This window comes from Vibrio penaeicida (assembly GCF_030689305.1).
Taxonomy (GTDB): domain Bacteria; phylum Pseudomonadota; class Gammaproteobacteria; order Enterobacterales; family Vibrionaceae; genus Vibrio; species Vibrio penaeicida_B.
The window spans coordinates 121,629-145,222 of sequence record NZ_JAUYVM010000006.1; the positions used below are offsets into that span (position 1 = coordinate 121,629).

General features: G+C 44.9%; 16 protein-coding genes. 8 read left to right on the forward strand and 8 right to left on the reverse strand.

Annotation, left to right across the window (positions count from 1 at the left end):
• The first annotated feature begins 1 nt into the window (after position 1).
• From Q8W40_RS11690 to Q8W40_RS11725, 8 genes are all read left to right on the forward strand, one after another.
• A complete protein-coding gene (locus Q8W40_RS11690; RefSeq protein ID WP_305397305.1) occupies positions 2–1,027 on the forward strand; it encodes an ABC transporter permease in 1,026 nt (341 codons plus the stop codon).
• Positions 1,028–1,029: 2 nt separating this feature from the next.
• Positions 1,030–2,013, forward strand: a complete 984-nt coding sequence (locus Q8W40_RS11695) for an ABC transporter ATP-binding protein (protein WP_305397306.1) — start codon at positions 1,030–1,032, stop codon at positions 2,011–2,013.
• A gap of 45 nt (positions 2,014–2,058) precedes the next feature.
• The gene (locus Q8W40_RS11700) at positions 2,059–3,054 is read left to right on the forward strand and encodes an ABC transporter ATP-binding protein (protein ID WP_305397307.1); all 996 of its coding nucleotides are present in this window, start codon (positions 2,059–2,061) and stop codon (positions 3,052–3,054) included.
• A 109-nt stretch (positions 3,055–3,163) separates the two neighbouring features.
• A complete protein-coding gene (locus tag Q8W40_RS11705; protein WP_305397308.1) occupies positions 3,164–4,960 on the forward strand; it encodes a glycoside hydrolase family 9 protein in 1,797 nt (598 codons plus the stop codon).
• Complete coding sequence (locus Q8W40_RS11710) at positions 4,957–5,841, forward strand: N-acetylglucosamine kinase (RefSeq protein WP_305397309.1); 885 nt, start codon at positions 4,957–4,959, stop codon at positions 5,839–5,841. The genes Q8W40_RS11705 and Q8W40_RS11710 overlap by 4 nt, the downstream gene beginning before the upstream one ends.
• Positions 5,842–5,849: 8 nt before the next feature.
• Positions 5,850–7,769: a beta-N-acetylhexosaminidase gene (locus tag Q8W40_RS11715; protein ID WP_305397310.1), complete on the forward strand. Its 1,920-nt coding sequence runs from the start codon at positions 5,850–5,852 to the stop codon at positions 7,767–7,769.
• Positions 7,770–7,852: 83 nt separating this feature from the next.
• A complete protein-coding gene (locus Q8W40_RS11720) occupies positions 7,853–10,258 on the forward strand; it encodes a GH36-type glycosyl hydrolase domain-containing protein (RefSeq protein WP_101113272.1) in 2,406 nt (801 codons plus the stop codon).
• A gap of 118 nt (positions 10,259–10,376) precedes the next feature.
• Positions 10,377–11,789, forward strand: a complete 1,413-nt coding sequence (locus tag Q8W40_RS11725) for a phosphoglucomutase/phosphomannomutase family protein (RefSeq protein WP_305397311.1) — start codon at positions 10,377–10,379, stop codon at positions 11,787–11,789.
• A 171-nt stretch (positions 11,790–11,960) separates the two neighbouring features.
• Here the strand turns inward: Q8W40_RS11725 and Q8W40_RS11730 are convergent, their stop codons facing one another.
• From Q8W40_RS11730 to Q8W40_RS11765, 8 genes are all read right to left on the reverse strand, one after another.
• On the reverse strand, positions 11,961–12,989 hold the full coding sequence (locus Q8W40_RS11730) for an ABC transporter ATP-binding protein (RefSeq protein WP_305397312.1): 1,029 nt from the start codon (positions 12,987–12,989) through the stop codon (positions 11,961–11,963).
• Positions 12,989–14,611: an ABC transporter permease gene (locus Q8W40_RS11735; protein WP_305397313.1), complete on the reverse strand. Its 1,623-nt coding sequence runs from the start codon at positions 14,609–14,611 to the stop codon at positions 12,989–12,991. The genes Q8W40_RS11730 and Q8W40_RS11735 overlap by 1 nt, the downstream gene beginning before the upstream one ends.
• A gap of 260 nt (positions 14,612–14,871) precedes the next feature.
• On the reverse strand, positions 14,872–15,885 hold the full coding sequence (locus Q8W40_RS11740; RefSeq protein WP_101113276.1) for a Fe(3+) ABC transporter substrate-binding protein: 1,014 nt from the start codon (positions 15,883–15,885) through the stop codon (positions 14,872–14,874).
• Positions 15,886–16,071: 186 nt separating this feature from the next.
• Positions 16,072–17,301 carry an ammonium transporter gene (locus tag Q8W40_RS11745; RefSeq protein ID WP_305397314.1) on the reverse strand — a complete coding sequence of 410 codons (1,230 nt, stop codon included), beginning with the start codon at positions 17,299–17,301 and terminating at the stop codon, positions 16,072–16,074.
• A gap of 18 nt (positions 17,302–17,319) precedes the next feature.
• Positions 17,320–17,658: a P-II family nitrogen regulator gene (gene glnK, locus Q8W40_RS11750; protein ID WP_126607046.1), complete on the reverse strand. Its 339-nt coding sequence runs from the start codon at positions 17,656–17,658 to the stop codon at positions 17,320–17,322.
• Positions 17,659–17,878: 220 nt separating this feature from the next.
• Positions 17,879–18,247 (reverse strand): YacL family protein, encoded by a 369-nt coding sequence (locus Q8W40_RS11755; protein WP_305397315.1) that lies wholly within the window; start codon positions 18,245–18,247, stop codon positions 17,879–17,881.
• Between the two features lie 187 nt (positions 18,248–18,434).
• Positions 18,435–21,023 carry a bifunctional aconitate hydratase 2/2-methylisocitrate dehydratase gene (gene acnB / locus Q8W40_RS11760; RefSeq protein WP_305397316.1) on the reverse strand — a complete coding sequence of 863 codons (2,589 nt, stop codon included), beginning with the start codon at positions 21,021–21,023 and terminating at the stop codon, positions 18,435–18,437.
• Positions 21,024–21,272: 249 nt separating this feature from the next.
• Positions 21,273–23,558 carry a patatin-like phospholipase family protein gene (locus tag Q8W40_RS11765; protein WP_305397476.1) on the reverse strand — a complete coding sequence of 762 codons (2,286 nt, stop codon included), beginning with the start codon at positions 23,556–23,558 and terminating at the stop codon, positions 21,273–21,275.
• Between the last annotated feature and the right edge of the window lie 36 nt (positions 23,559–23,594).

Here is a 23,594-nt window from a genome sequence, read left to right on the forward strand (position 1 = left end):
CATGAAAGGTTTCGCTAAATTAGTTTGGAGCAACCCCGTTGCTATGATTGGTGTCGTTATTCTGAGCCTATTCTTATTCATGGCTTTGGCTGCACCTATTATTACGAAACATGCGCCGGATAAGCGTACTGGTAAGCCACACGAATACCCTGGCTTTGTTGTAAAAGCCGCTCAGAACAACCCGGATGGCTTTATTGCTGAAAAGCTAGCTACAGACCGCCGTACTCTGCTTATGTCGAAAAAAGCAGACCATATTTTCGGAACAACTCGTATGGGTCGTGACGTATGGTCTCAGCTAGCTTACGGTGCACGCGTATCGCTTTCAGTCGGCTTCGGTGCTGGTATTACCGTGTGTTTCCTAGCCACTATCATAGGTATCTCAGCCGGTTACTTCGGCGGTCGAGTCGATGACATTCTGACAGCCGCAATGAATATCATGCTTGTTATTCCACAATATCCGCTCCTGTTTGTACTGGCGGCATTTATTGGGGAGGCAGGACCGTTAACCATTGCCATCATAGTTGGGTGTACATCCTGGGCTTGGGGCGCAAGGGTTATTCGCTCGCAAACACTGGCGTTGCGTGAGAAAGAGTTTGTTAAAGCGGCAGAAGTATTGGGTGAGTCTTCTTGGAGAATCATCTTCGTTGAAATCTTGCCAAACCTTATCCCAATTGTAGGTGCAAGCTTCATCGGTTCAGTTATGTACGCCATCATGATGGAAGCGACAATCTCGTTCCTAGGTCTTGGCGACCCAAGCACTATCAGCTGGGGCATCATGCTTTACAACGTGCAAACCTCTTCATCAATGCTAATTGGCGCTTGGTGGGAACTCGTTGCTCCATGTATGGCACTGACGCTGCTTGTTACAGGTCTTGCACTGCTTAACTTCGCAGTAGATGAAATTGCTAACCCGCAACTGCGTTCTCACAAAGGCATGAAGCGTTGGAAAAAACTCAACGCTCAAGACCAAAAAGAACGTCAACCAGAACTTCCACCACAAAATGCACTTTGGAGCGGAGACAAGTAATCATGACTGAGCCACTCATTTCTGTAAAAGATTTGTGCGTGGACTACATTACAGACGCGGGCGATGTCCGCGCTTGTAACCACGTAAGTTTTGACATAGGTAAAGGGGAAGTTTTCGGGCTGGCTGGAGAGTCAGGCTGCGGGAAATCCACCGTTGCTTTCTCACTGATGCGTCTTCATAAGCCACCAGCATTCATTACAGGTGGTCAGGTTATCTTCAATGGCGAAGATATCCTTCAGTACGGTGACGAGCGTATGCAATCGTTCCGCTGGAGTGAAATGTCGATGGTATTCCAGAGCGCGATGAATGCGCTCAACCCTGTCCTCACGATGGAGGAGCAATTCTGCGATGTCATTATGCGTCATACCAATATGACACGTGAGCAAGCTGTCCGTCGTGCAGAAGGGCTACTGGAAATTGTTGATATCCACCCTAGCCGCCTAAATGACTTCCCGCACCAATTCTCTGGTGGTATGCGTCAAAGGCTGGTTATCGCTATCGCGTTAGCGCTAAACCCTAAGATGATCATTATGGATGAGCCAACTACCGCACTAGATGTGGTTGTACAGCGAGAAATCCTACAAAAGATCTACGCATTAAAAGAGGAATTTGGTTTCTCCATTCTATTCATCACTCATGATATATCGTTGATGGTCGAATTCTCAGACCGCATCGGCATCATGTACTCAGGTGAATTGATTGAAGTTGCCCCTTCTAAGGAAATATTGGAAAGCCCATACCATCCATATACTAAAGGGCTGGGAAGTTCTTTCCCTCCATTAACAGGTCCAAAAACCAAGTTAACTGGCATTCCTGGCAACCCGCTGAACTTACTGGAAATTCCGCAGGGCTGTCGATTCCAATCACGTTGCGACCGCGTACACGAAGCATGTACGACTAATGCAACAACACTGCGTCAAATAGAACCAAACCGCTTCTCTAACTGCCATTTATATGGACAACCAATCGCGACGGCCAAAGCATAGAGCCAACAAAAAATAAAAAAGCGAAAAGAGAAACTGGAGACAATTATGAGCAAAGATTTTGGCGAACTACTGGTTGAAGGCAAGAATGTCGTAAAAGACTTCCCTATCAACAGTAATTCCTTAAACCAACCTATGATGCGTGCCATTAACGACGTGTCATTCAAAATGTATAAAAGCCGCGGTCTGTCAGTGGTTGGAGAGTCTGGTTCAGGCAAATCCACAACGGCAAAAATGATCGCGAAAATGTACGCCCCAACTGAAGGCGTTATCGAATATAAAGGTCGTGACATTCAAGGCATTAGTAGTCGTAAAGACATGATGCATTATCGCGAAGGTGTTCAAATGGTATGGCAAGACCCGTTTGGATCATTGAACCCTACGCATAATATCTTCCACCATATTGCGCGCCCATTGTTGATTCATAAGAAAATCACATCTGGCAATAAAAAAGAGCTCGAAGAACGCGTATACGATCTTCTTGAGCAAGTGGGGCTCATTCCGCCAAAAGAAACGGCCGAAAAGTTCCCTCACCAGCTTTCTGGTGGACAACGCCAGCGCGTAAATTTAGCAAGAAATATTGCCGTTGGAGCTGAGGTCGTTTTGGCTGATGAACCAACCTCGATGTTAGATGTTTCTATCCGTGCAGGCGTATTAAACCTGATGGAAGAGATGAAGTTTGAAAAGCAGATGTCTTTGCTTTACATCACTCACGACATCGCAACTGCACGTTACATCGCTGAAGACTTAGCCGTTATGTACGTAGGTCATATGGTTGAGTGGGGAGACACTGAAGAGATCATTCACGATCCGCAACATCCTTACACTCAGCTTTTGGTATCAGCAGTGCCGGATCCAAAGAAATCGATCCATGAAAAATTGAAAGGCAACAAAGGGGATATCCCTCTTTGGACGCCAGAGTCGGCAGGTTGTCCGTTTGCTGGTCGCTGTACTCACGTTTCCGATAAATGCAAAGAGCAGCTACCGGGCGTTACTCAGCTATCAGACAATCACTTTGTCCGTTGCTATCTGTACGAAGACTAAATTGCTAGAAAACTAAATTGTTAGAAAACTAGGCTTCGCAAGAAGCAAGCTATAAAAGATATTGAGGCACCGATTTGTGCCTCACTGATTTAATTTACGGGAGAACCCAATGCAACTCTTAACTAACCAGATAGGCTATGAGGCTTCAGGCGCTAAGCACGCGGTGCTTTGTGTTGACGAAGCGCTCGCAAAAGGCAGCCTGGCTCTACTGGTAAGAGCAGACTCTAAAGACACCGTTTCTGGAAGCATTGGTTCGGAAGGCATCGCTTCTAAGGATACTGGTTCTGAAGAAATTGTTGCTTCGTTCCAGATTAGTGAAGCCACTCAAGTTGCTCACTGGCATCAAGGGCTGTTTTGCGAGATCGACTTTTCAGAATTTTCGGAATCCGGTCGTTTCTTGCTGCGAGTTAATGAGTTGCAATCTTCTCCCTTCGATATTCGTGAGGGTGTGTTGATGAACACCACCTTCTCTGATGTCCTTCATTATTTTAAATCCCAACGTTGTGGTGGGATTTACGAGAAACAAGATCGCACCATCCCTCTGCTGAACTCAGACAAAACTGTCGACGTTCGCGGTGGTTGGTACGATGCATCAGGTGACGTCAGTAAATATATGAGCCACCTGTCTTATGCCAATTTTTTAAACCCTCAACAAACTCCAATGGTCGTATGGAATATGTTGAAAGGCTTAGAGTTAGTGGAGGAACGCTCTGACTTTGCAGCATATTCTCGGGTGAGGCTAACAGAAGAAGCACTGTTTGGTGCCGACTTCTTAGCCCGTATGCAACACCCGGAGGGTTTCTTTTACATGACGGTCTTTGACAAATGGAGCAAAGACATAAAGCAACGGGAGATTTGTGCCTACGAAACGCAGGACGGCCACAAAAAAGACGACTACCAAGCAGGTTTTCGTCAAGGTGGTGGAATGGCAATCGCAGCTCTAGCTTCTGCTTCTCGACTTGATGTATGTGGCGAATTTTCGCAAGAGTATTACCTAGAAGCGGCGGAAAAAGGCTATTGGCACTTAAAGGAGTGCAATACTCGCTACCTCAATGATGGTGAAGAGAACATTATTGATGAGTATTGCGCGTTGATGGCCTGTGTTGAGCTGTACCGCTCCACTGGCGAACAATGCTACCTGTCGGAGGCGCAAATGTGGGCGAATCGCCTATCGCTGCGCCAGCTGACCGACGCACGTTTTGAACATTACTGGGCTGCTACAGACGATGGCAGCCGCCCTTATTATCACGCAGCAGAAGCGGGGTTACCCGTTATTGCCCTTTGTGAATATTTGTCCGTTGAAAGACGCGAATCGCAAAAAGAAAAAATCCAAGAAGTCATCAATCAAGCGGTTGAGTTCGAACTTAATATCACTCATCACGTAGATAACCCATTTGGGTATCCTCGCCAATACGTTAAATCGGTTAATGGCGTAAAACGAGATGCGTTCTTCGTCGCACACGAAAACGAATCTGGGTATTGGTGGCAAGGCGAAAATGCTCGCTTGGGTTCCCTTTCAAGCATGATTTACCTTGCGAAGCCATATCTCACAGAATCGTTGCAAACTAAAGCTCAAGCTTATGCTCAGCGCTGTCTCGACTGGATCGTTGGTCTCAATCCCTACGACATGTGCATGCTAGATGGATACGGCAAAAACAACCCAGATTACTTACCACAATATGGTTTTTACAACGCTAAAGGTGGTATTTGCAACGGGATAACGGGTGGTTTTGACGACGAGGAAGACATCGCTTTCAACCCAGAAGATCAGAAAGACGACATGCTTCAAAACTGGCGCTGGGGTGAACAATGGATCCCACATGGCGCTTGGTATTTACTTGCCATCATGGCGCAGTTTTCTGTTCAAACACAAGACTTAGGTCAACCTCAGGATTCAAACGAATGACTCAGTATTTTGTCGGTATCGACGGCGGCGGCACCTCGTGTCGAGCTCGCATAAGAAATGAACAAGGCGAAACACTAGGCGAAGCCAAAAGTGGAAGTGCCAATATCATGTTAGGCGTCCAGTTCGCAATGGATTCCGTTATTACGGCAGTAACAGAAGCCGCTATGCAAGGTGGTTTATCTGATGCCGAGTTAAATAACATGCATCTTGGCATGGCATTGGCTGGGGCTGAGCAAGAATCCTTCTGGCAAGATTTTATGGCTCTGCCACACCCTTTTGCCAGCATCGTGCTGAATACAGACGCCTATGGTGCATGTTTGGGCGCTCACAATGGTGAAAATGGCGCCATTATGATCGCCGGAACTGGGTCTTGCGGTATTTTGCTGAAAGACGGCGAACAGCATGTTGTCGGTGGACGAGAGTTTCCTATCTCAGATCAAGGTGGCGGTGCAGTTATGGGGTTACACCTCATTCAACAGGTGCTATTAGCTGAAGATGGGATCGTAGCAAAAACACCGCTATCTCAACATGTCATGAGCCATTTCGACAATAATATAGACAATATCGTGACTTGGTCTAAAACAGCAAAACCTCGTGACTATGGACAGTTCTCTCCCGCTATTTTCGAGCACGCCTACCAAGGTGATGAACTGGGTGTAAAAATGCTTAAGCAAACTGCTTCCGATGTTGAAATGTTCTTAGTGGCATTGAACAAAAGAGGGGCAGAACGCATCGCTCTAATGGGCAGCATTGGCGAACGTATTGTCCAATGGCTATCTCCTCCTGTACAAAACTGGATTGTGACACCTAAACACGATGCCATTGAAGGCGGCATCATGATGGCGGGCAAACCAGAGCACAATCTATTTACTCTAAGGTAACAATATCTATGAATTATCGTGTCGATCTTGCCGTACTTTCAGAGCAAAATGGCGTCGCTCGCTTTGGTCTTACTCTGCATAATTTGAGTGATCAGGATATCTCTTCTTGGGCACTGCATTTTTCATTGGATCGATACATCCTTACGGATACCTTAACGCAAGGCAATGTAGAGCAAGTCGGTAGCCATTGCATTCTCACGCCTCAGAATAGTGAAGCTCTTGCTGCTAACCATCATTATTTTATCGAGTTTTCGACGAATACATTCCCATTTCGCTATCTTGCTGACGGTATTGATGATGCCTACCTTGAAATCAAACAAGGCGAAGAATCGAAAAATCTATCAGTAGATATTACGCCCATTGCTCTCTTGTCCCCATACAAGAAACGCGAAAGCATTCCACAAGTAGAAGCAGCAGATATCGCATTAATTCCCAAACCAAGCAGCATTACGCAGCAGGGTGGAACATTTGCGCTCACTCAGTTGACCGGCGTTTCAATTTCGACATCGTTAGCGGAAGAAGCAACGGAATGGCTGATAGAAGAATTAGCCCATACAACTAGTATCAACCTGACACGCAACGAAAATGGAAATGTCATCTTTAGGAGCAATCCTACGCTCGACAAAGGTCATTACAACCTTACCGTTCAAGAGCAGTCAATGACATTAGAATCCGGCTCTCGTTCTGGTTTTATGCATGCATGTGCAACCTTGATGCAGCTTATCTCGGCTAAGCAGGTCAATACTCACGTTCCGTGTGTAGCCATTAAAGACAACCCGAGATACAGCTACCGTGGCATGATGCTCGATTGCGCAAGGCATTTTCACAGTGTTGAAGAAGTTAAGAAGATGATTAACCATCTTGCTTACTACAAGTTTAACTACTTCCATTGGCACCTAACCGATGACGAAGGCTGGCGCATTGAAATCAAAGCATTTCCAGAGTTAACCAACATTGGCGCGAAACGTGGACCGGGAATGGAAAACGATTCCCAATACAGCCATTTAGCCACACCTTACGATGGTTTCTATACGCAAGAAGATATAAAGGAAGTCATCGAATACGCTGCGCAACGCGCCATTACAGTAATACCTGAAATTGATATTCCTGGTCACTGCCGCGCAGCGATTAAAGCTTTGCCCGACTTGTTGGTCGATAAAGAAGATCAATCCGAATATTTAAGTATCCAAAACTACTCCGACAATGTGCTCTCTCCAGCCATTGATGGCACTTACCAGTTTTTGGATACCGTGCTCACCGAAGTTTCAGATTTGTTCCCTTCCCCTTACGTTCACATTGGTGCGGATGAGGTTCCCAAGAACGTTTGGACCAAAAGCCCTCGTTGCCAAGCAATGATGGAAGAATTCGGTTATGACGATGCCAAAGAACTGCAAGGGCATCTATTGCGCCACGCGGAGAAAAAGCTTAAGTCTCTCGGTAAACGCATGTTGGGCTGGGAAGAAGCGAAACACGGCAATAAAGTCTCTAAAGAGACGGTGATTTATTCTTGGTTAAACGAAGAAGCCGCATTGGAATGTGCCAAAGATGGGTTTGACGTAGTGCTTCAACCCGCACAAACCACGTACCTCGACATGACACAAGACTACGCGCCAGAAGAACCGGGCGTAGACTGGGCCAACCCAATCCCTCTTGAACTGGCCTACCACTATGAACCATTGAGTGAAGTTTCAAATGATGACCCAGTTCGCCAAAGAATCTGGGGCATTCAGTGCGCCTTATGGTGTGAAAAAATATCAGACCCATCTCGTCTTGAATATATGGTATTCCCTCGAATTTCTGCATTAGCGGAAGTCAGTTGGAGCCAAACCAAACAACGAGATTGGCTGGACTATTTGTCCAGATTGAAAGGACATCTGCCTCACTGGCAACGCTTGGGCGTGAATTACCGCTCGCCTTGGCAAGATTAACATTGCGTCAAGCAACGGCTTAGACGAAGAAATTACTCGTTTTTTACTGCAACCCTTCGCAGTTTGTTTAAAAGGAAAGAACCATGAAATACGGCTATTTCGATAACGATAATCGTGAATATGTCATTACGCGTCCAGATGCACCAGCGCCATGGACAAACTACTTAGGCACGGAAAAGTTCTGTACTGTGATTTCTCATAACGCAGGCGGTTACTCATTCTATAACTCTCCAGAATACAACCGTGTCACTAAGTTTCGTCCAAATGCGACTCTTGATCGCCCAGGACATTACGTTTACCTGCGTGACGATGAAACAGGTGATTACTGGTCAATTTCATGGCAACCAGTGGCAAAAAGCCTAGATGAAGCGAACTACGAAGTTCGTCATGGTCTTTCTTACTCAAAATTCAAATGTGAATATGCGGGTATTACTGCGACCAAAACGTTGTTTGTACCAAAAGGCGAAGATGCAGAAATCTGGGATGTTGTTCTTAAAAACACATCAGATAAGCCTCGTACCATCAGTGCGTTTTCATTTGTTGAATTCTCGTTCAGCCATATCCAATCGGACAACCAAAACCACCAAATGTCTTTGTACTCTGCAGGTACGGAATACAAAGAGGGTGTGATTGAGTATGACCTTTACTACAACACAAATGACTTTGAAGGTTTCTACTACCTAGCTTCTACGTTCAGCCCAGACTCATACGATGGCCAGCGCGACAGCTTCCTAGGTGCTTACCGCGACGAAGCAAACCCGATCGCAGTTGAAAACGGCAAGTGTTCTAACACTGCACAAACTTGTTACAACCACTGTGGATCATTGCACAAGCAATTCACTATCCAACCGGGTGAAGAAGTGCGTTTTGCTTACATCTTAGGTATTGGTAAAGGCAATGGCGAGCGCCTGCGTGAAAAATACCAAGATCTCAATGAAGTGGATGCAGCATTTGATGGCATTAAAGCCCACTGGGACGAGCGTTGTGCCAAGTTCCAAGTGAAGTCACCAAACGAAGGCTTGGATACCATGATCAACACATGGACGCTATACCAAGCAGAAACATGTGTGGTTTGGTCTCGCTTTGCCTCTTTCATTGAAGTAGGTGGTCGTACTGGTTTGGGTTACCGCGATACCGCGCAAGATGCCATTTCGGTGCCTCACTCCAATGCTGAAATGACACGTAAGCGTCTCGTCGATCTTCTACGTGGTCAAGTTAAAGCGGGCTACGGCTTGCACCTATTTGATCCTGATTGGTTTGATCCTGAAAAAGCTGACGTTGAGCCTTCGAAATCGCCAACAGTGGTTCCAACGCCTTCAGACGAAGACAAGATCCACGGCATTGAAGATACATGTTCAGATGATCACTTATGGTTGGTTCCTACTATCTGTAAGTACGTTATGGAAACGGGTGAAGAAAGCTTCTTCGACGAAAGTATTCCTTACGCAGACGGTGGCGATGCGTCCGTTTATGATCACATGAAAGCAGCCCTAGACTTCTCGGCTAAATACGTTGGACAAACAGGTATTTGTAAAGGTCTACGTGCAGACTGGAACGACTGTCTGAACCTAGGTGGCGGTGAGTCTTCTATGGTGTCATTCCTTCATTTCTGGGCACTGCAAGAATTTATCGACCTCGCGAAATACCGCGGCAACGATGAAGATGTTGCTAAGTACACTGAAATGGCAGCAAACGTTCGTGAAGCTTGTGAAACGCACCTTTGGGACGACGAAGGTGGCTGGTACATTCGTGGTCTTACAAAGAATGGCGAAAAAATTGGTACTGCGCAGCAAAAAGAAGGGCGTGTACACCTAGAGTCCAATACTCTGGCGGTACTGTCTGGAGCGGTATCTCAAGAGCGCGGCGAAAAAGCAATGGACGCGGTTGATGAGAACCTATTCTCTGAATACGGTCTGCACCTAAACGCGCCTTCTTTTGCTACACCAAACGATGATATCGGTTTTGTTACTCGTGTTTATCAAGGCGTAAAAGAAAACGGCGCAATCTTCTCTCACCCGAACCCTTGGGCATGGGTTGCAGAAGCGAAATTGGGCCGTGGCGACCGTGCAATGAAGTTCTTCGATGCATTGAACCCATACAACCAAAACGAGAACATCGAAAAGCGTGTTGCTGAACCTTACTCCTACGTTCAGTTCATCATGGGTCGCGACCACCAAGATCATGGCCGTGCAAACCACCCTTGGTTGACGGGTACCTCTGGCTGGGCATATTTCGCTGTGACCAACTTTATTCTTGGTGTGAGTGCTGGATTTGAAGGCTTAAGTATTGATCCTTGTATCCCAACCGAATGGCCTGGATTTGAAGTGACGCGTCAATGGCGTGGAGCAACGTACAACATTAAAGTGCAAAACCCAGATTCCGTCAGCAAGGGCGTGAAATCTATCACTGTGAATGGCGAAGCGGTAAGCGGCGTAGTTCCAGTACAAGCTGAAGGCAGCATCAACGACGTTGTCGTTGTTCTTGGCTAGCTCTTAGTTGGTCTTAGATAACCTAACGGTTCTTGGACAATTTTTTGGTGGGAGAGCTTTCTCCCACCCATTTATTTTTTGGTTCATTGTGAACCACGGAGAGAAATAGGATTTTAATATGATTAAGTTCGGTACAGGTGGCTGGCGCGCCTTTATCGGCGAAGAGTTCACCAAAGACAACGTTCGTCTGGTGGCTCAAGCCGTAGCCAATATCATGTTAAACGAAAAAGTAGAGGACAAAGGTTTCATTGTCGGTTACGACAGACGCTTCCTTTCTGATAAAGCAGGCAGCTGGTTTGCAGAAGTACTTGCCGCTAACGGTATCACCGTCAGCTTTATCAACAAGTTTGTTCCTACACCAATCGTGATGTTTAAAGCAAAAGAGATGGGCTGTGCCTACTCAGCTTGTATTACTGCATCGCACAACCCTGCCGATTACAATGGCATAAAAGTCTTCATTGAAGGCGGCCGTGACGCAGACGAGATCATCACGCAGAAGATTGAAGATCAAATCTCAACACTTACACTTGATCAAGTTAAAAGTACCGACTTTGAGCAAGCTGTAGCCGACAAGACCATCATCGAAATCAACCCAATGAACGAGTTCGTTGACTCGATCATTAACTTTATTGATATCGAAGCGATCAAAAAAGCCAACTTGCGTGTGCTGATCGATCCTATGTTCGGTGTTGCAAAGAACGCACTGCAAACGGTGCTGATCAATGGTCGTTGTGATGTCGATGTGATCAATGATGGAAAGAATCCAGATTTTGGCGGGCTGATGCCTTCTCCTAGTGCAGCGACACTTTACCGACTAAAGCATTTGGTTGCCGCTGAAGGGTATGACATTGGTATCGGTACTGATGGCGATGCTGACCGCTTGGGCATTATTGATGAAAAAGGTGACTTCATTCACCCCAATGAAGTTCTAATTCTGCTGTACTACTATTTACTGAAGTACAAAGGTTGGAAAGGGTCGGTTGTACGTAACATCGCAACGACTCATCTCCTAGATAAAATTGCAGAAGATAACGGCGAGAAGTCTTTTGAAGTACCGGTTGGCTTTAAGCATATCAGCTCGCAAATGGAAGCAGATGATTCCTTGATTGGTGGTGAAAGCTCAGGCGGTTTGACCATTCGTGGTCACATCAAAGGCAAAGACGGTGTGTTTGCATCCAGCCTTTTGGTTGAAATGATCAGTGTAACGGGTAAGAAACTCTCTGAACTACTGGATGAGATCTACAGCCAATATGGCTATGCCTATACTGCTGAAGGTGATTGCACCTTTAAACCAAGCCAGAAAGAAGCACTTTACAACAAGATCTATGTTGAAAAGCAGCTCCCTGAATTTGGCTTTGATGTTGAAAAAGTCAGCTATGAAGATGGCGCAAAAGTTTACTTTAAAAATGGTGGCTGGGTGATTGCAAGATTCTCAGGTACTGAACCTTTGCTTCGTATCTTCTCTGAAATGAAAGACAAAGAAACTGCTGAAGCGACCGTTGCTTTGGTCAAAGAGTTCTTGTCACTCTGATCCTAAAGAACAATTGTCACAATTATTCTTTACGATACTTTGGACGCACCGAGTTGCTAGTCACAGCTCGGTGTTCACCTATCAATTGATGGTGATATACCCCTATAGGTCCAAAAACAAAGCCCAGCGATTGCTGGGCTTTATTCTTTCTGTTTCTAAATTGAGTTTTCGTCAAAACGCTAAAACACCATCAGATTCTATCTGAACATTCACTTTTTGGTTGATATCTAACGCTTCAGAGGAACTGGCAATCAAACGTGTGCCATTGGCTTCAATGATGTAGCGGCAGTGATCACCCATAAATTGCTGCTCAAGAATATGAATACTGCTTTCACTATCAGCACTCACCTTAACGTGTTGAGGACGCAGCAGTAACTCACACTCTTGATCCATGTGAATCTCCGACTGAGCTAAAGCCCCTAATACGCCAAATGCGGTATCAAATTGATCGCTCGACAGGCGCTTCGCAGGCAGATAACTTCCTCCACCAAGGAAGTCCGCTACGAATTTACTGGAAGGTTGATAATACAACTCAGATGCGCTGCCAAACTGCTCAATTACGCCATTATTCATCACCGCCATTTTATCCGAGAAGGCAAACGCTTCTTCACGGCTATGCGTTACAAAGATCGCGGTTACGCCTTGAGCTTTAAAGATCTTACGTATTTCTCGGATCAATTCATGACGCACTTGCGTATCGATATTTGAAAATGGTTCGTCTAGCAACAAAAGATCGGGCTTGTACGCCAATGAACGAGCGATAGCAACACGCTGCTGCTGACCACCAGACAACTGATGAGGAAAACGATCGCCATATTCGTCCAATTTAACGAGTTTAAGCATTTCCGCTACCTTGCTCGTTTTATCGGCTTCATTGCTTGTACGCAGTCCAAATCCTACATTTTGTTCCACAGTCAAATGAGGGAATAAGGCGTAATCTTGGAAAATCATGCCAATATTACGCTTTTCTGGTGGTACCCAATCTTTACCATTATCAATGGTTTGGCAGTTAAGGGTCATCGTCCCACTCGCCAATGGAAGTAAACCTGCGATTGCTTTTAGCAGTGTTGTTTTGCCACAACCACTCGCCCCAAGCAAACACACAATTTCACCATGTTCAACGGTCAAAGATAATGATTCCAGCACTGTCTGGGTTTGGTACTGACACGTCAGATTTTCAATTGTTAATGCACAACTCATCAGTGATTTTGCTCCAGTGAACGGTTAACCATAATCAAGGGGATAAGTCCCACAAGCACCAAAAGAACAGCCGGCATTGCCGCCAGCTCTAGCTGTTCGTCTGACGCGTAGTTAAAAACGTACGTTGCCAGTGTTTCAAAATTAAAAGGACGTAAAAGCAAGGAGGCATTGAGCTCTTTCATACACTCAATAAAGACAAGCAACCCCGCAATCAATGCACCACGTCTAACTAATGGCAGATGGATTTTTCTAAGCATTTCGTTGGCATTGCAACCCATCGTGCGTGTCGCCATATCCAAAGAAGGCGATATCTTGTTCATACTGCTTTCAACGCTACCTATCGCAACAGCCGAGAATCGAACTACCATGGCAAAAATGAGCGCAAACATAGAACCAGAAAGCAATAACCCCGGTGGGGTAAATTCCATCCATTTTGCAAAGTCGTTGATGCCATGCTCTACCGTGTTAACAAAGGTCATAACACCAATGGCAAGGACTGTTCCGGGCACTGCATAACCCATTGAAGAAAAGCGCATCGACATAACACTGTTTCTTCCTGGGTTGACTCGCTGGCAGAAGTTCACAATTAGGGCGACAGCCACACCAAACACAGCCGCAGTCAATGACACCTGTAGGCTATTCAATGAATATTGGCGAAATTCATCTGTCCAACTTTGTGCAAAATAGGTATACGCGTAAGAACACAATTGAAGAAGCGGTAAAATAAATGCGGCTGAGACCAATCCCCAGCACCACACTAAAGCTGCCCATTTCTTCCAACCTTGAAGTTCGTACCTAACATCTTCATGGCTATTAAAATGGGTTTGAAACAACTTTTGTCTGCGGCGACTGTAGCGCTCTGCACTGATCAATAAGATCACAACCATTAGCATGATAGAAGATATCTTAGCGGCTGCGGGCAATTCTGAATGATCTAGCCACGTATCATAGACAGCGGTTGTTAACGTATGAACAGCAAAGTAGTTTACGGTACCAAAATCGCCGATGGTTTCCATCGCAACAAGTGAAAGCCCCACCGCAATGGAAGGTCTTGCCAACGGCATAGAAATTCGAAAGAAGCTAGTAATAGGCGAGCATTTAAGCAAGCGAGCAGATTGAAGCAACGAAACATTCTGCTCCATAAAAGCAGCGCGCCCCAAAAGGTATACGTAAGGGTATAAAACCAAAGCAAGAATAATAACAGCGCCAGTCAGAGTTCGAATATCGGGAAACCAATACTCCCCCGGTCCCCACCCCGTCAGATCCCTTAGTAACATCTGAATGGGTCCTGGAAAATCAAACCAGTCCGTATAGACGTAGGCAACAATGTAACTTGGCATTGCTAATGGAAGTACCAATGCCCATTGCAGAATTTTTTCAGTCGGAAGCTTACACATGGCCATGAGCCATGCGCTGGGAACACCGAGTAAAATCGAAAGCAGCATAACAAAAGCAACAAGTTTTATAGTGTTTGCTATATAGATTGGCAGAACGGTGCTCATCAGATGCGGAAAGATTTCCGATGGACCGATGGACATATAAAAAATGGCAATTATTGGTAGTGCCAACAGCCCAGCAACACTCCAGCTGCTGATTTTCCAAGTAGTATGATTTTCTTTCATTGCCTAACGACTTCAAAGCAATATAAAGCTCTTTTCACTTCATATCCCTTTTAAAAAATGCGGTAATTAGGAAAGTATATCAAAACGACTCTCATTTTGCTTTTTAATCCCTAAAAACTAACAAAGCCATCATTAACAATGAAATGAGTCAGCAACATCTTAGAGTTACTACTATCTGCACTGTTTATGATGGCTTTAAAAAGCATTTACTCAATCAAGAAAAGTTAATAAAACCTAACAGATTGAGCAAAAGTTTCGAATTACAGGTCGAATTTAACTTCGTCTAGAAGTTTGATCGCTTTAGAGTGGTTGCCTGCGATTTCTTCAAGAGAGATAGTATCTGCTTTGAAGTCACCCCAAGATGCAACTAGCTCAGAACGCTTAACACCTTCTTTAACTGGGTATTCAAAGTTTACTTCCGCGTACATAGCCTGAGCTTTGTTTTCTGTTAGGAATTCCATCAACTTCTTAGCATTCGCTTTATTTGGCGAGTGCTTAGCCATAGCCATACCACTGATGTTTACGTGAGTACCCGCTGCTTTTTGGTTAGGGAAGTTAATGTAAACCGCTTCAGCCCAAGCAAGTTGATCTTTGTTGTTTACCATCTTGCCAAGGTAGTAGCTGTTACCCAAAGATACGTCACATAGACCTTCTTTGATTGCTTTAACTTGTGCACGGTCGTTACCTTGAGGTTTACGTGCTAGGTTAGCTTTAACGCCTTCCAACCAAGTTTTCGTTGCCGCTTCACCTTTATGAGCAATCATAGAAGAGATAAGAGATACGTTGTAAGGGTGCTTACCGCTACGAGTACAAATCTTGCCTTTAAATTGTGGCTTAGCAAGATCTTCGTAAGTGAAGTCTTCACCTAGTTTGCCAACGCGCTCACGAGAAGAGTAAACATTACGAGTACGTGTTGTGATACCAAACCACTCATTGTTGTTATCTTGATACTGAGCTGGAATGTTCGCTTCAATCACGTCGCTGTTTACAGATTGTACAAGACCTTTTTTAGACAATTCAGCAAGGCGGCTGATGTCTACAGTCAGAATAACGTCTGCTGGGCTGTACTCACCTTCTTGAGCTAGCTTTTCAGCCAAACCTTTCTTTGCAAACTTAACGTTGACTTTAATACCGGTTTCTTTAGTGAACTCTTTGAACATAGGTTCAACCAAGAAAGGCTGACGGTAAGAGTATACGTTAACTTCTTCAGCGGCCATTGCAGAAGGAGCAACCACACCACACGCAATGGCGGAAAGGGTTAGCAATTTTTTCATCGTATTCGTCCTTTGTGAAAGCATAATGATAATGTTTATCAGTCGCCTTATTATATTCAAACGAATCTCATTGACAATCATCCATTCTGTATCTAGATCAAAAAAACCTGTCATTTCTGACAGGTTTATCATTAATTTGGTAACGATATGTTTCGTCTCAATTTTATTTCACTGATACAAACACTTTTATTTTACAGAGACAAACTCAGGATATGCCCCTACTCCACAGTCGTGCATGTCCATACCTTCAAGCTCTTCTTCTTCCGTCACTCGGATGCCCATTGTTACTTTCAGAACATACCAAACCACTAAGCTTGCTCCGAATACCCAAGCAAAGATAACCGCAGCACCAAGTAGCTGGGTTGAAAAAGCGGCATCTGCGTTACTCACTGGTACCATCATCAAACCAAACAGACCACAAACGCCATGCACTGAAATTGCGCCTACAGGGTCATCTATTTTCACTTTGTCCATCGCAACAATACTGAACACCACTAATGCACCGGCAGCTACGCCGATTCCAACAGCAACCAGTGGAGAAGGAGACAATGGATCCGCTGTGATAGCGACTAGACCCGCTAACGCACCGTTTAACACCATGGTTAAGTCTGCTTTGCCCCAAGTCGTTTTACACACAAGCAGTGCTGCGATTGCTCCAGCTGCTGCGGCTGCATTGGTGTTCAGGAAGATTTGACCTACCGCGGTCGCATTTTCAAAGTCCGACACCATCAATTGAGAGCCACCGTTAAATCCAAACCAGCCGAACCATAAGATAAATGTACCCAATGTAGCAAGAGGCATGTTTGAACCTGGAATTGGGTAGATTTCACCATTTTTACCATATTTACCTTTACGCGCACCAAGCAATACTACGCCAGCTAAAGCTGCAGCTGCACCCGCCATGTGCACGATGCCAGAGCCTGCAAAATCACTGAAGCCTGCTTCTGACAAGAAACCACCTCCCCAAGTCCAGTAACCTTCCATTGGGTAAATAAACGCAGTTAATACAACGGAGAAAATCAAGAATGACCAAAGCTTCATTCGCTCAGCCACCGCCCCTGACACAACCGACATGGCGGTAGCAACGAACACCACTTGGAAAAAGAAATCAGACTCAAGAGAGTGATCTGCACCTTCACCTTGAGTGCCAATCAATGCGCCAAATGATGGCAACCAACCACCTTCAGCATTGTCTATGTACATAACGTGATAACCAACCAACAAGAATGTTGTACAGGCAATCGCGTACAAGCAGATATTTTTGGTCAAAATCTCGGTGGTATTTTTTGAGCGAACCAATCCCGCTTCTAACATGGCAAAGCCAGCGGCCATCCACATAACCAACGCACCTGAAATGAGAAAGAAAAAGGTGTCCAGTGCATATCTGAGTTCGGCTACAGTTACTGATAATTCCATAATAAAGTCCTCAATTCCTTAAAGTGCTTCTGAATCCATTTCACCTGTACGAATTCGAATCGCTTGGTGAAGGTCATAAACAAAAATCTTACCGTCACCAATTTTTCCCGTATGTGCTGCATTCGTAATCGCTTCTACAACACGATCAACATTGTCTGATTGGGTGGCGATTTCTAATTTTACTTTTGGCAGAAAATCCACTTGGTATTCCGCTCCTCGGTACAGTTCGGTATGCCCTTTTTGACGACCGAAGCCCTTTACTTCGCTGACGGTCATACCCTCGATACCCACGTCCGACAAAGCTTCCCTTACGTCGTCAAGTTTGAATGGCTTAATAATGGCATTGATTATTTTCATCACGTCCTCTCTGATTTGGTGTAATCCGTTAACACCTAGATAACAATCAAGGAGCATGCCAAAAATCTAACAGGCTGATTATAAAGAATTAAAATACTTTCAATGATCAAACAAAAAAGAGGATGCACAACATTAGTGCATCCTCTTCCCGAATTTGAAGCAGAGCTCAATCATTTCCCCATTTTGGGGACAGGGTAATGAAAAGCTGAAATTTGGAGTGTTAGTAAGACTTCACGAAATCCTTCCACGCCTTGACCAAATCAACAAAATCTTCAAAGCCACAACTCGCACTACTCTCACTTTCGTAAAGGTGCATATCTGGCTCATCGCATTCAGGTTGATAAGCAAAACCGTTTTCTTGAATAGTCACTTCTTCACGGGTGATCAAGACGCTGATCTCTCGCCCTTCGATTTTGTCTTCATGATGCTGACCATCAATCATCCACTCAAGCCTTTGCAAAATACCGTCAATCACACTGATTTGAGCGTTCACCTCTTCTTGAAGCCAACGTCCTACGATCTCATGTCCCATACTGCATTTAACTAAATAGTCTCCAGTCAGACTGTTCTTTGTGAATTGATATTCCATGGCGCTTTACTCGCAAAATCTTGAGGGAGCGGAGTGTACCACTATGCCAACGACGAATCGAAGCTCGCCTAGTAGTAATTTTAGAAAAAATGCCAAAGATAGGTGAATCGATAGTGAGATAAGTAAGAAGAAACAAAAAAACACCCCTTTCGGGGCGTTCTTAATTTAAGGTTTTACTTCAGTAAGCTTATGCAGGCTCTTGGAAGATAACTGTGTCTGCTTTTTCCGTGTACTGTCCCATCTTGTGGAAGTTTAGGTAACGGTAAGTGTCCGCAGCAGTCGCATCGATTTGCTTAGCGTACTCTAGGTATTCCTCTTTTGAAGGAATATGTCCAAGTATCGCACCTACCGCAGCAAGCTCTGCAGACGCTAGGTATACATCAGCACCTGTACCTAAACGGTTCGGGAAGTTACGAGTAGATGTAGACATAACAGTCGCTTTATCTGCTACACGTGCTTGGTTACCCATACACAAAGAACAGCCTGGTGTTTCAATACGAACCCCAGCACGACCATAAATACCGTAGTACCCTTCTTCCGTTAGCTGATCACGGTCCATTTTCGTTGGTGGTGCAATCCACAAACGTGTATCCAACTGACCATTATGCTTATCAAGCAATTTACCCGCAGCACGGAAGTGTCCGATGTTCGTCATGCACGAACCAATGAATACTTCATCAATATTGGTACCCTGAACTTCGGACAACAAACGAGCGTCATCTGGGTCATTTGGTGCACAAAGGATTGGCTCACTGATATCCGCTAAGTCGATTTCGATAACATGTGCGTATTCCGCATCATCATCAGCTTCCATCAACTCAGGTTTCGCTAGCCACTCTTCCATTGCAGTAACACGGCGTTCGATCGTACGTACATCGCCGTATCCTTCAGAAATCATCCATTTAAGCATGGTGATGTTAGAGTTTAAGTACTCTTCGATGGATTCTTGAGACAGTTTAACTGCACAACCAGCCGCAGAGCGCTCTGCTGAGGCATCTGATAACTCAAACGCTTGCTCTACGGTTAGATGTTCAACACCTTCAATTTCAAGCACACGACCTGAGAATTCGTTGATCTTACCCGCTTTTTCAACTGTCAAAAGACCTTGTTGAATTGCGTAGTAAGGAATCGCATGTACTAGGTCACGAAGCGTAATACCTGGTTGCATGTCGCCTTTAAAGCGTACCAAAATAGACTCTGGCATATCCAGAGGCATTACCCCTGTAGCGGCTGCAAATGCAACCAAACCAGAACCCGCAGGGAATGAAATACCAAGAGGGAAACGCGTATGTGAATCACCACCTGTACCAACAGTATCAGGTAGAAGCATACGGTTTAACCATGAGTGGATAACACCATCACCAGGACGCAGTGATACACCAGCTCGGTTCATGATGAAGTCTGGCAATGTATGGTGCGTATTCACATCAACAGGTTTCGGGTATGCCGAAGTGTGACAGAATGACTGCATAACCAAGTCAGCCGAGAAGCCAAGACACGCCAAGTCTTTCAATTCATCACGAGTCATAGGACCGGTTGTATCTTGAGAGCCAACCGTTGTCATCTTAGGCTCACAGTATTGACCTGCACGTACACCTTCTACGCCACATGCCTTACCCACCATCTTCTGAGCTAACGTATAGCCTTTATCAGAAGCAGAAGGATCAATTGGCTTCGCGAACAAATCGGTGTCTGCAAGACCAAGAGATGCACGAGCACGGCTTGTTAAGCCACGACCAATGATTAATGGAATACGACCACCAGCACGCACTTCATCCAGTAGAACTTTACTCAATTCAAAGCTTGAGATTTCAGCGCCGTTTTTGTGTACAACACCTTCGTATGGGAAGATATCGATGATATCGCCCATGTTCATTTCTTGTACGTCGAGTTCAATTGGTAATGCACCTGAATCTTCCATTGTGTTGTAGAAGATTGGAGCAATTTTGCCACCTAAACAAACACCTCCGGTGCGCTTGTTTGGAACAAAAGGAATGTCTTCACCCATGAACCAAAGAACAGAGTTAGTCGCCGATTTACGAGATGAACCAGTACCAACAACGTCACCGACATAAGCTAACTGAATACCATCTTTTTGCAGCTCTTCGATTTGCTTGAGCGGACCAACGTTACCCTGATCATCAGGTTTGATACCGTCTCGCTCCATCTTCAGCATCGCTTTAGCGTGCACAGGAATATCGGGACGAGACCATGCATCAGGGGCCGGAGACAAGTCATCGGTGTTCGTTTCACCCGAGACTTTAAACACTTTAACGGTAATTTTTTCCGCGACTTTTTCTTTCGACGTAAACCAGTCAGCATCAGCCCATGCTTGAAGAACTTGCTGAGCAGAAGTATTGCCTGCTTTCGCTTTCTCTTCAACGTCATAGAATGCATCAAACATTAATAATGTATGAGAAAGTGCTTTTACAGCGATTGGGGCTAAATCGGCATCTTCTAGTAAAGAAACCAGTGATTCAATGTTGTATCCACCCTGCATTGTACCCAGAAGTTCTGCCGCTTTTTCACGACTGACTAACGGGGACGTTACTTCACTTTTAGTGATTGCGGTTAGGAAGCCTGCTTTAACGTATGCAGCTTCGTCTACACCTGGCGGAATACGATTTTCTAGAAGGTTAATAAGGAAAGCTTCTTCGCCTGCTGGCGGATTTTTTAATAATTCTACAAGTCCCGCGACTTGTTCAGCATCAAGGGGTCTAGGTACAACTCCTTCTGCGGCACGCTCTTCGACGTGTTTACGGTAGGCTTCAAGCACGACTCATTCCTCTCATTGCGGTTTGACCTCCCTTGTGATCAAGAAGTACAAACATCCTTGGAAAAACTTGGCTGCCTTGCCGCTTTTATTATGAATAGTCTTATTCTGATTCTTAATAATCAACAGCGGCATAGGGCCAAACTGTGGGGTGGAGAATAGCAAATTTAACTTAAAATTAAAATCTTATCATTTTGACCAACATAGCAACTTGAGACTAAAGTTCTATGAATATGGTTGAATTATTTTGAATTAAAATGCAGTTCCCACGATCAGATATACTGAATTGAAATTTTGCTCTGTTTGTCCATACGCTAGAATTATAGGCCCTATTGGCGATTTTACACCCGCAAAAATCGAGCCTGCGACGTACATCGGAGCTTCGCTGATTTTAATGTTCGGATCAGACCATACTCCACCATATTCCGCAGATGCACCTATATAAACTGGTGACTGAAACAAGCCAAAGTTATTGTCAAACCAACGGTATCGATAGACCAAGCTGCCGAATATCTTGTTTTGACCGATAAGACTTTTACCTGGGATACCTGATAAATTTAGAAAGCCACCAAGTGACTTGGGCATGATAGGAACAGAAGCATTGCGGCTTCGTGTGACTTCATATTCAGCCATCCCTACCAAAGTATGACGTTCATAGCTTCCTGCATGCCCTAGCTTTATAGCAACTTCATTAACACGATCACTGGTGTACTCGTTATTCTGATCTTCCTGAATATTGTCTTCCGATGCCAGCAGCTCAAAATGCGCTAGGCTACCTCGAGACGGAAAATTCATATCATCAAACGTGTCATACCGATACCGCGCAAATACGCCTTTACGATTAAACAGCCCTTGCCCTAACGTCGGCAAAGTCGATATCGAAATTTCGCCAACAGTATACCGAATACCTGCCTTAAATTCCTGATCAAATACGGGGTTTACCCCTAACGCAAGCTCTGATGAAAACTGAACATAGTTAATCGGAATGTAATCTTTTACTCCGCCTAGAGAAATGTCTTCCAATCCGTCAGACCCAAATGGCGCTTTCTTATTTTCATTCCTATACGTCATTTTTGCGCTGGTAAACACGTTCTGCTCATTGAATATCGGGCTAAATAATTCTGCTTCAATCAGTTTTTCAGAGCCCATTTCGAGATTGGTTCGAATTTCGGCACCTTTATCATTCAGAGCGGTGAAGTTGGTACTTACACCAATGGAGTACTGACTTGCTGTTTGAAAATCATCTTCAAGGAAGAAACGAAAGTTAACGTAATTGGGTCCCCAATCTTTCTCATTGACTTCAATATGCAGAGTGGTTTTTCCATCTTCTTGCTGATAGCGATATAGAACCTGTTCAAAGCGATTGAGTGAGTATAACTGTTGAACATGTTCTTCCAGTTCTTCCAAGTCATATCGGCGACCTGCTTCTAAACCAAGAAACTGCTTTAGCACGTTTTCGTTATAGTGGCTGTTATTGTGGATAACAATATCGTCGATTAATAGCTCATCGCCGTAATCGATGGCTTTTCGAGCTTCTTGTTTTCGGTAAATATACTTTTGGTAAAGTGCAGGCGTAACCACAAAGGACTCTAGTGCACCTTTAGATTCAATGGTCGCTAGATAGCCCAATTCATACGCATCTGGCATGCGGGAAAATTCTGTTGTCGACATATTGCCAACCTTGGGCGTGAGCAATACATCTTTAGCTTGTAAATGGGTTGCTTGTCGCTGAGTGCTACGTTGTACCATGTAATTGGAGAGCTGGTCTCCCACATTGAGGAACGTTTTTAGCTCTTGTTTGGACTGATAATTCGTACTGATATCCACAGCAATAACCAAGTCAGCCCCCATAGAACGAGCAAGCTGGACGGGCATATTGTTGGTTACCCCTCCATCCACGAGCAATTTGTCCCCCAAAGGAAATGGCGGTAGCGCTCCGGGCACAGACATACTGGCCATCATGGCATCGGTTAAATAGCCGCTCTCCAATACGATAGGCTCTAGCTCAACAATGTCTGTTGCTACTGCACGATACTTCACAGCTAAATCATCGAATGATTCCATAGGCGGAATGTTTCCTGCAGTCTCTCGCAGGATCTTATACATGTTTTGCCCCTGCACAACTCCGCGCGGCGCAGTAACTTCAATCCAGCGCAGCCCTAAATCGGTTCTGATCTGGTATCGGTCAAAATATTCTTTTTCACGGACGGGTAAATGCTCTCGCTCAACTCGATCGCGATAGCCACTATTCCAATCAATCGTATGAATAAACGATTCGATTTCATCCGCCGACATGCCTGTAGAGTACAACCCGCCAACAAAAGCTCCCATGCTAGTGCCTGTAATGATATCAACGGGAATATGCATCTCTTCCAGCGCTTTTAATACACCAATATGAGCCGCACCTTTTGCTCCACCGCCAGCGAGTACAACGGCGACAACAGGTCGTTCTTTCTCTTGGCGTTCTGCCTCACGGAGTTGTTCCTGAGCCTCAACAAAAGGGCTCAGTAAAGCCGCAACACTTACAGTTGCCACCATCACAGTGAAAGTTGTTATTCCATTAAACTTAGAGAA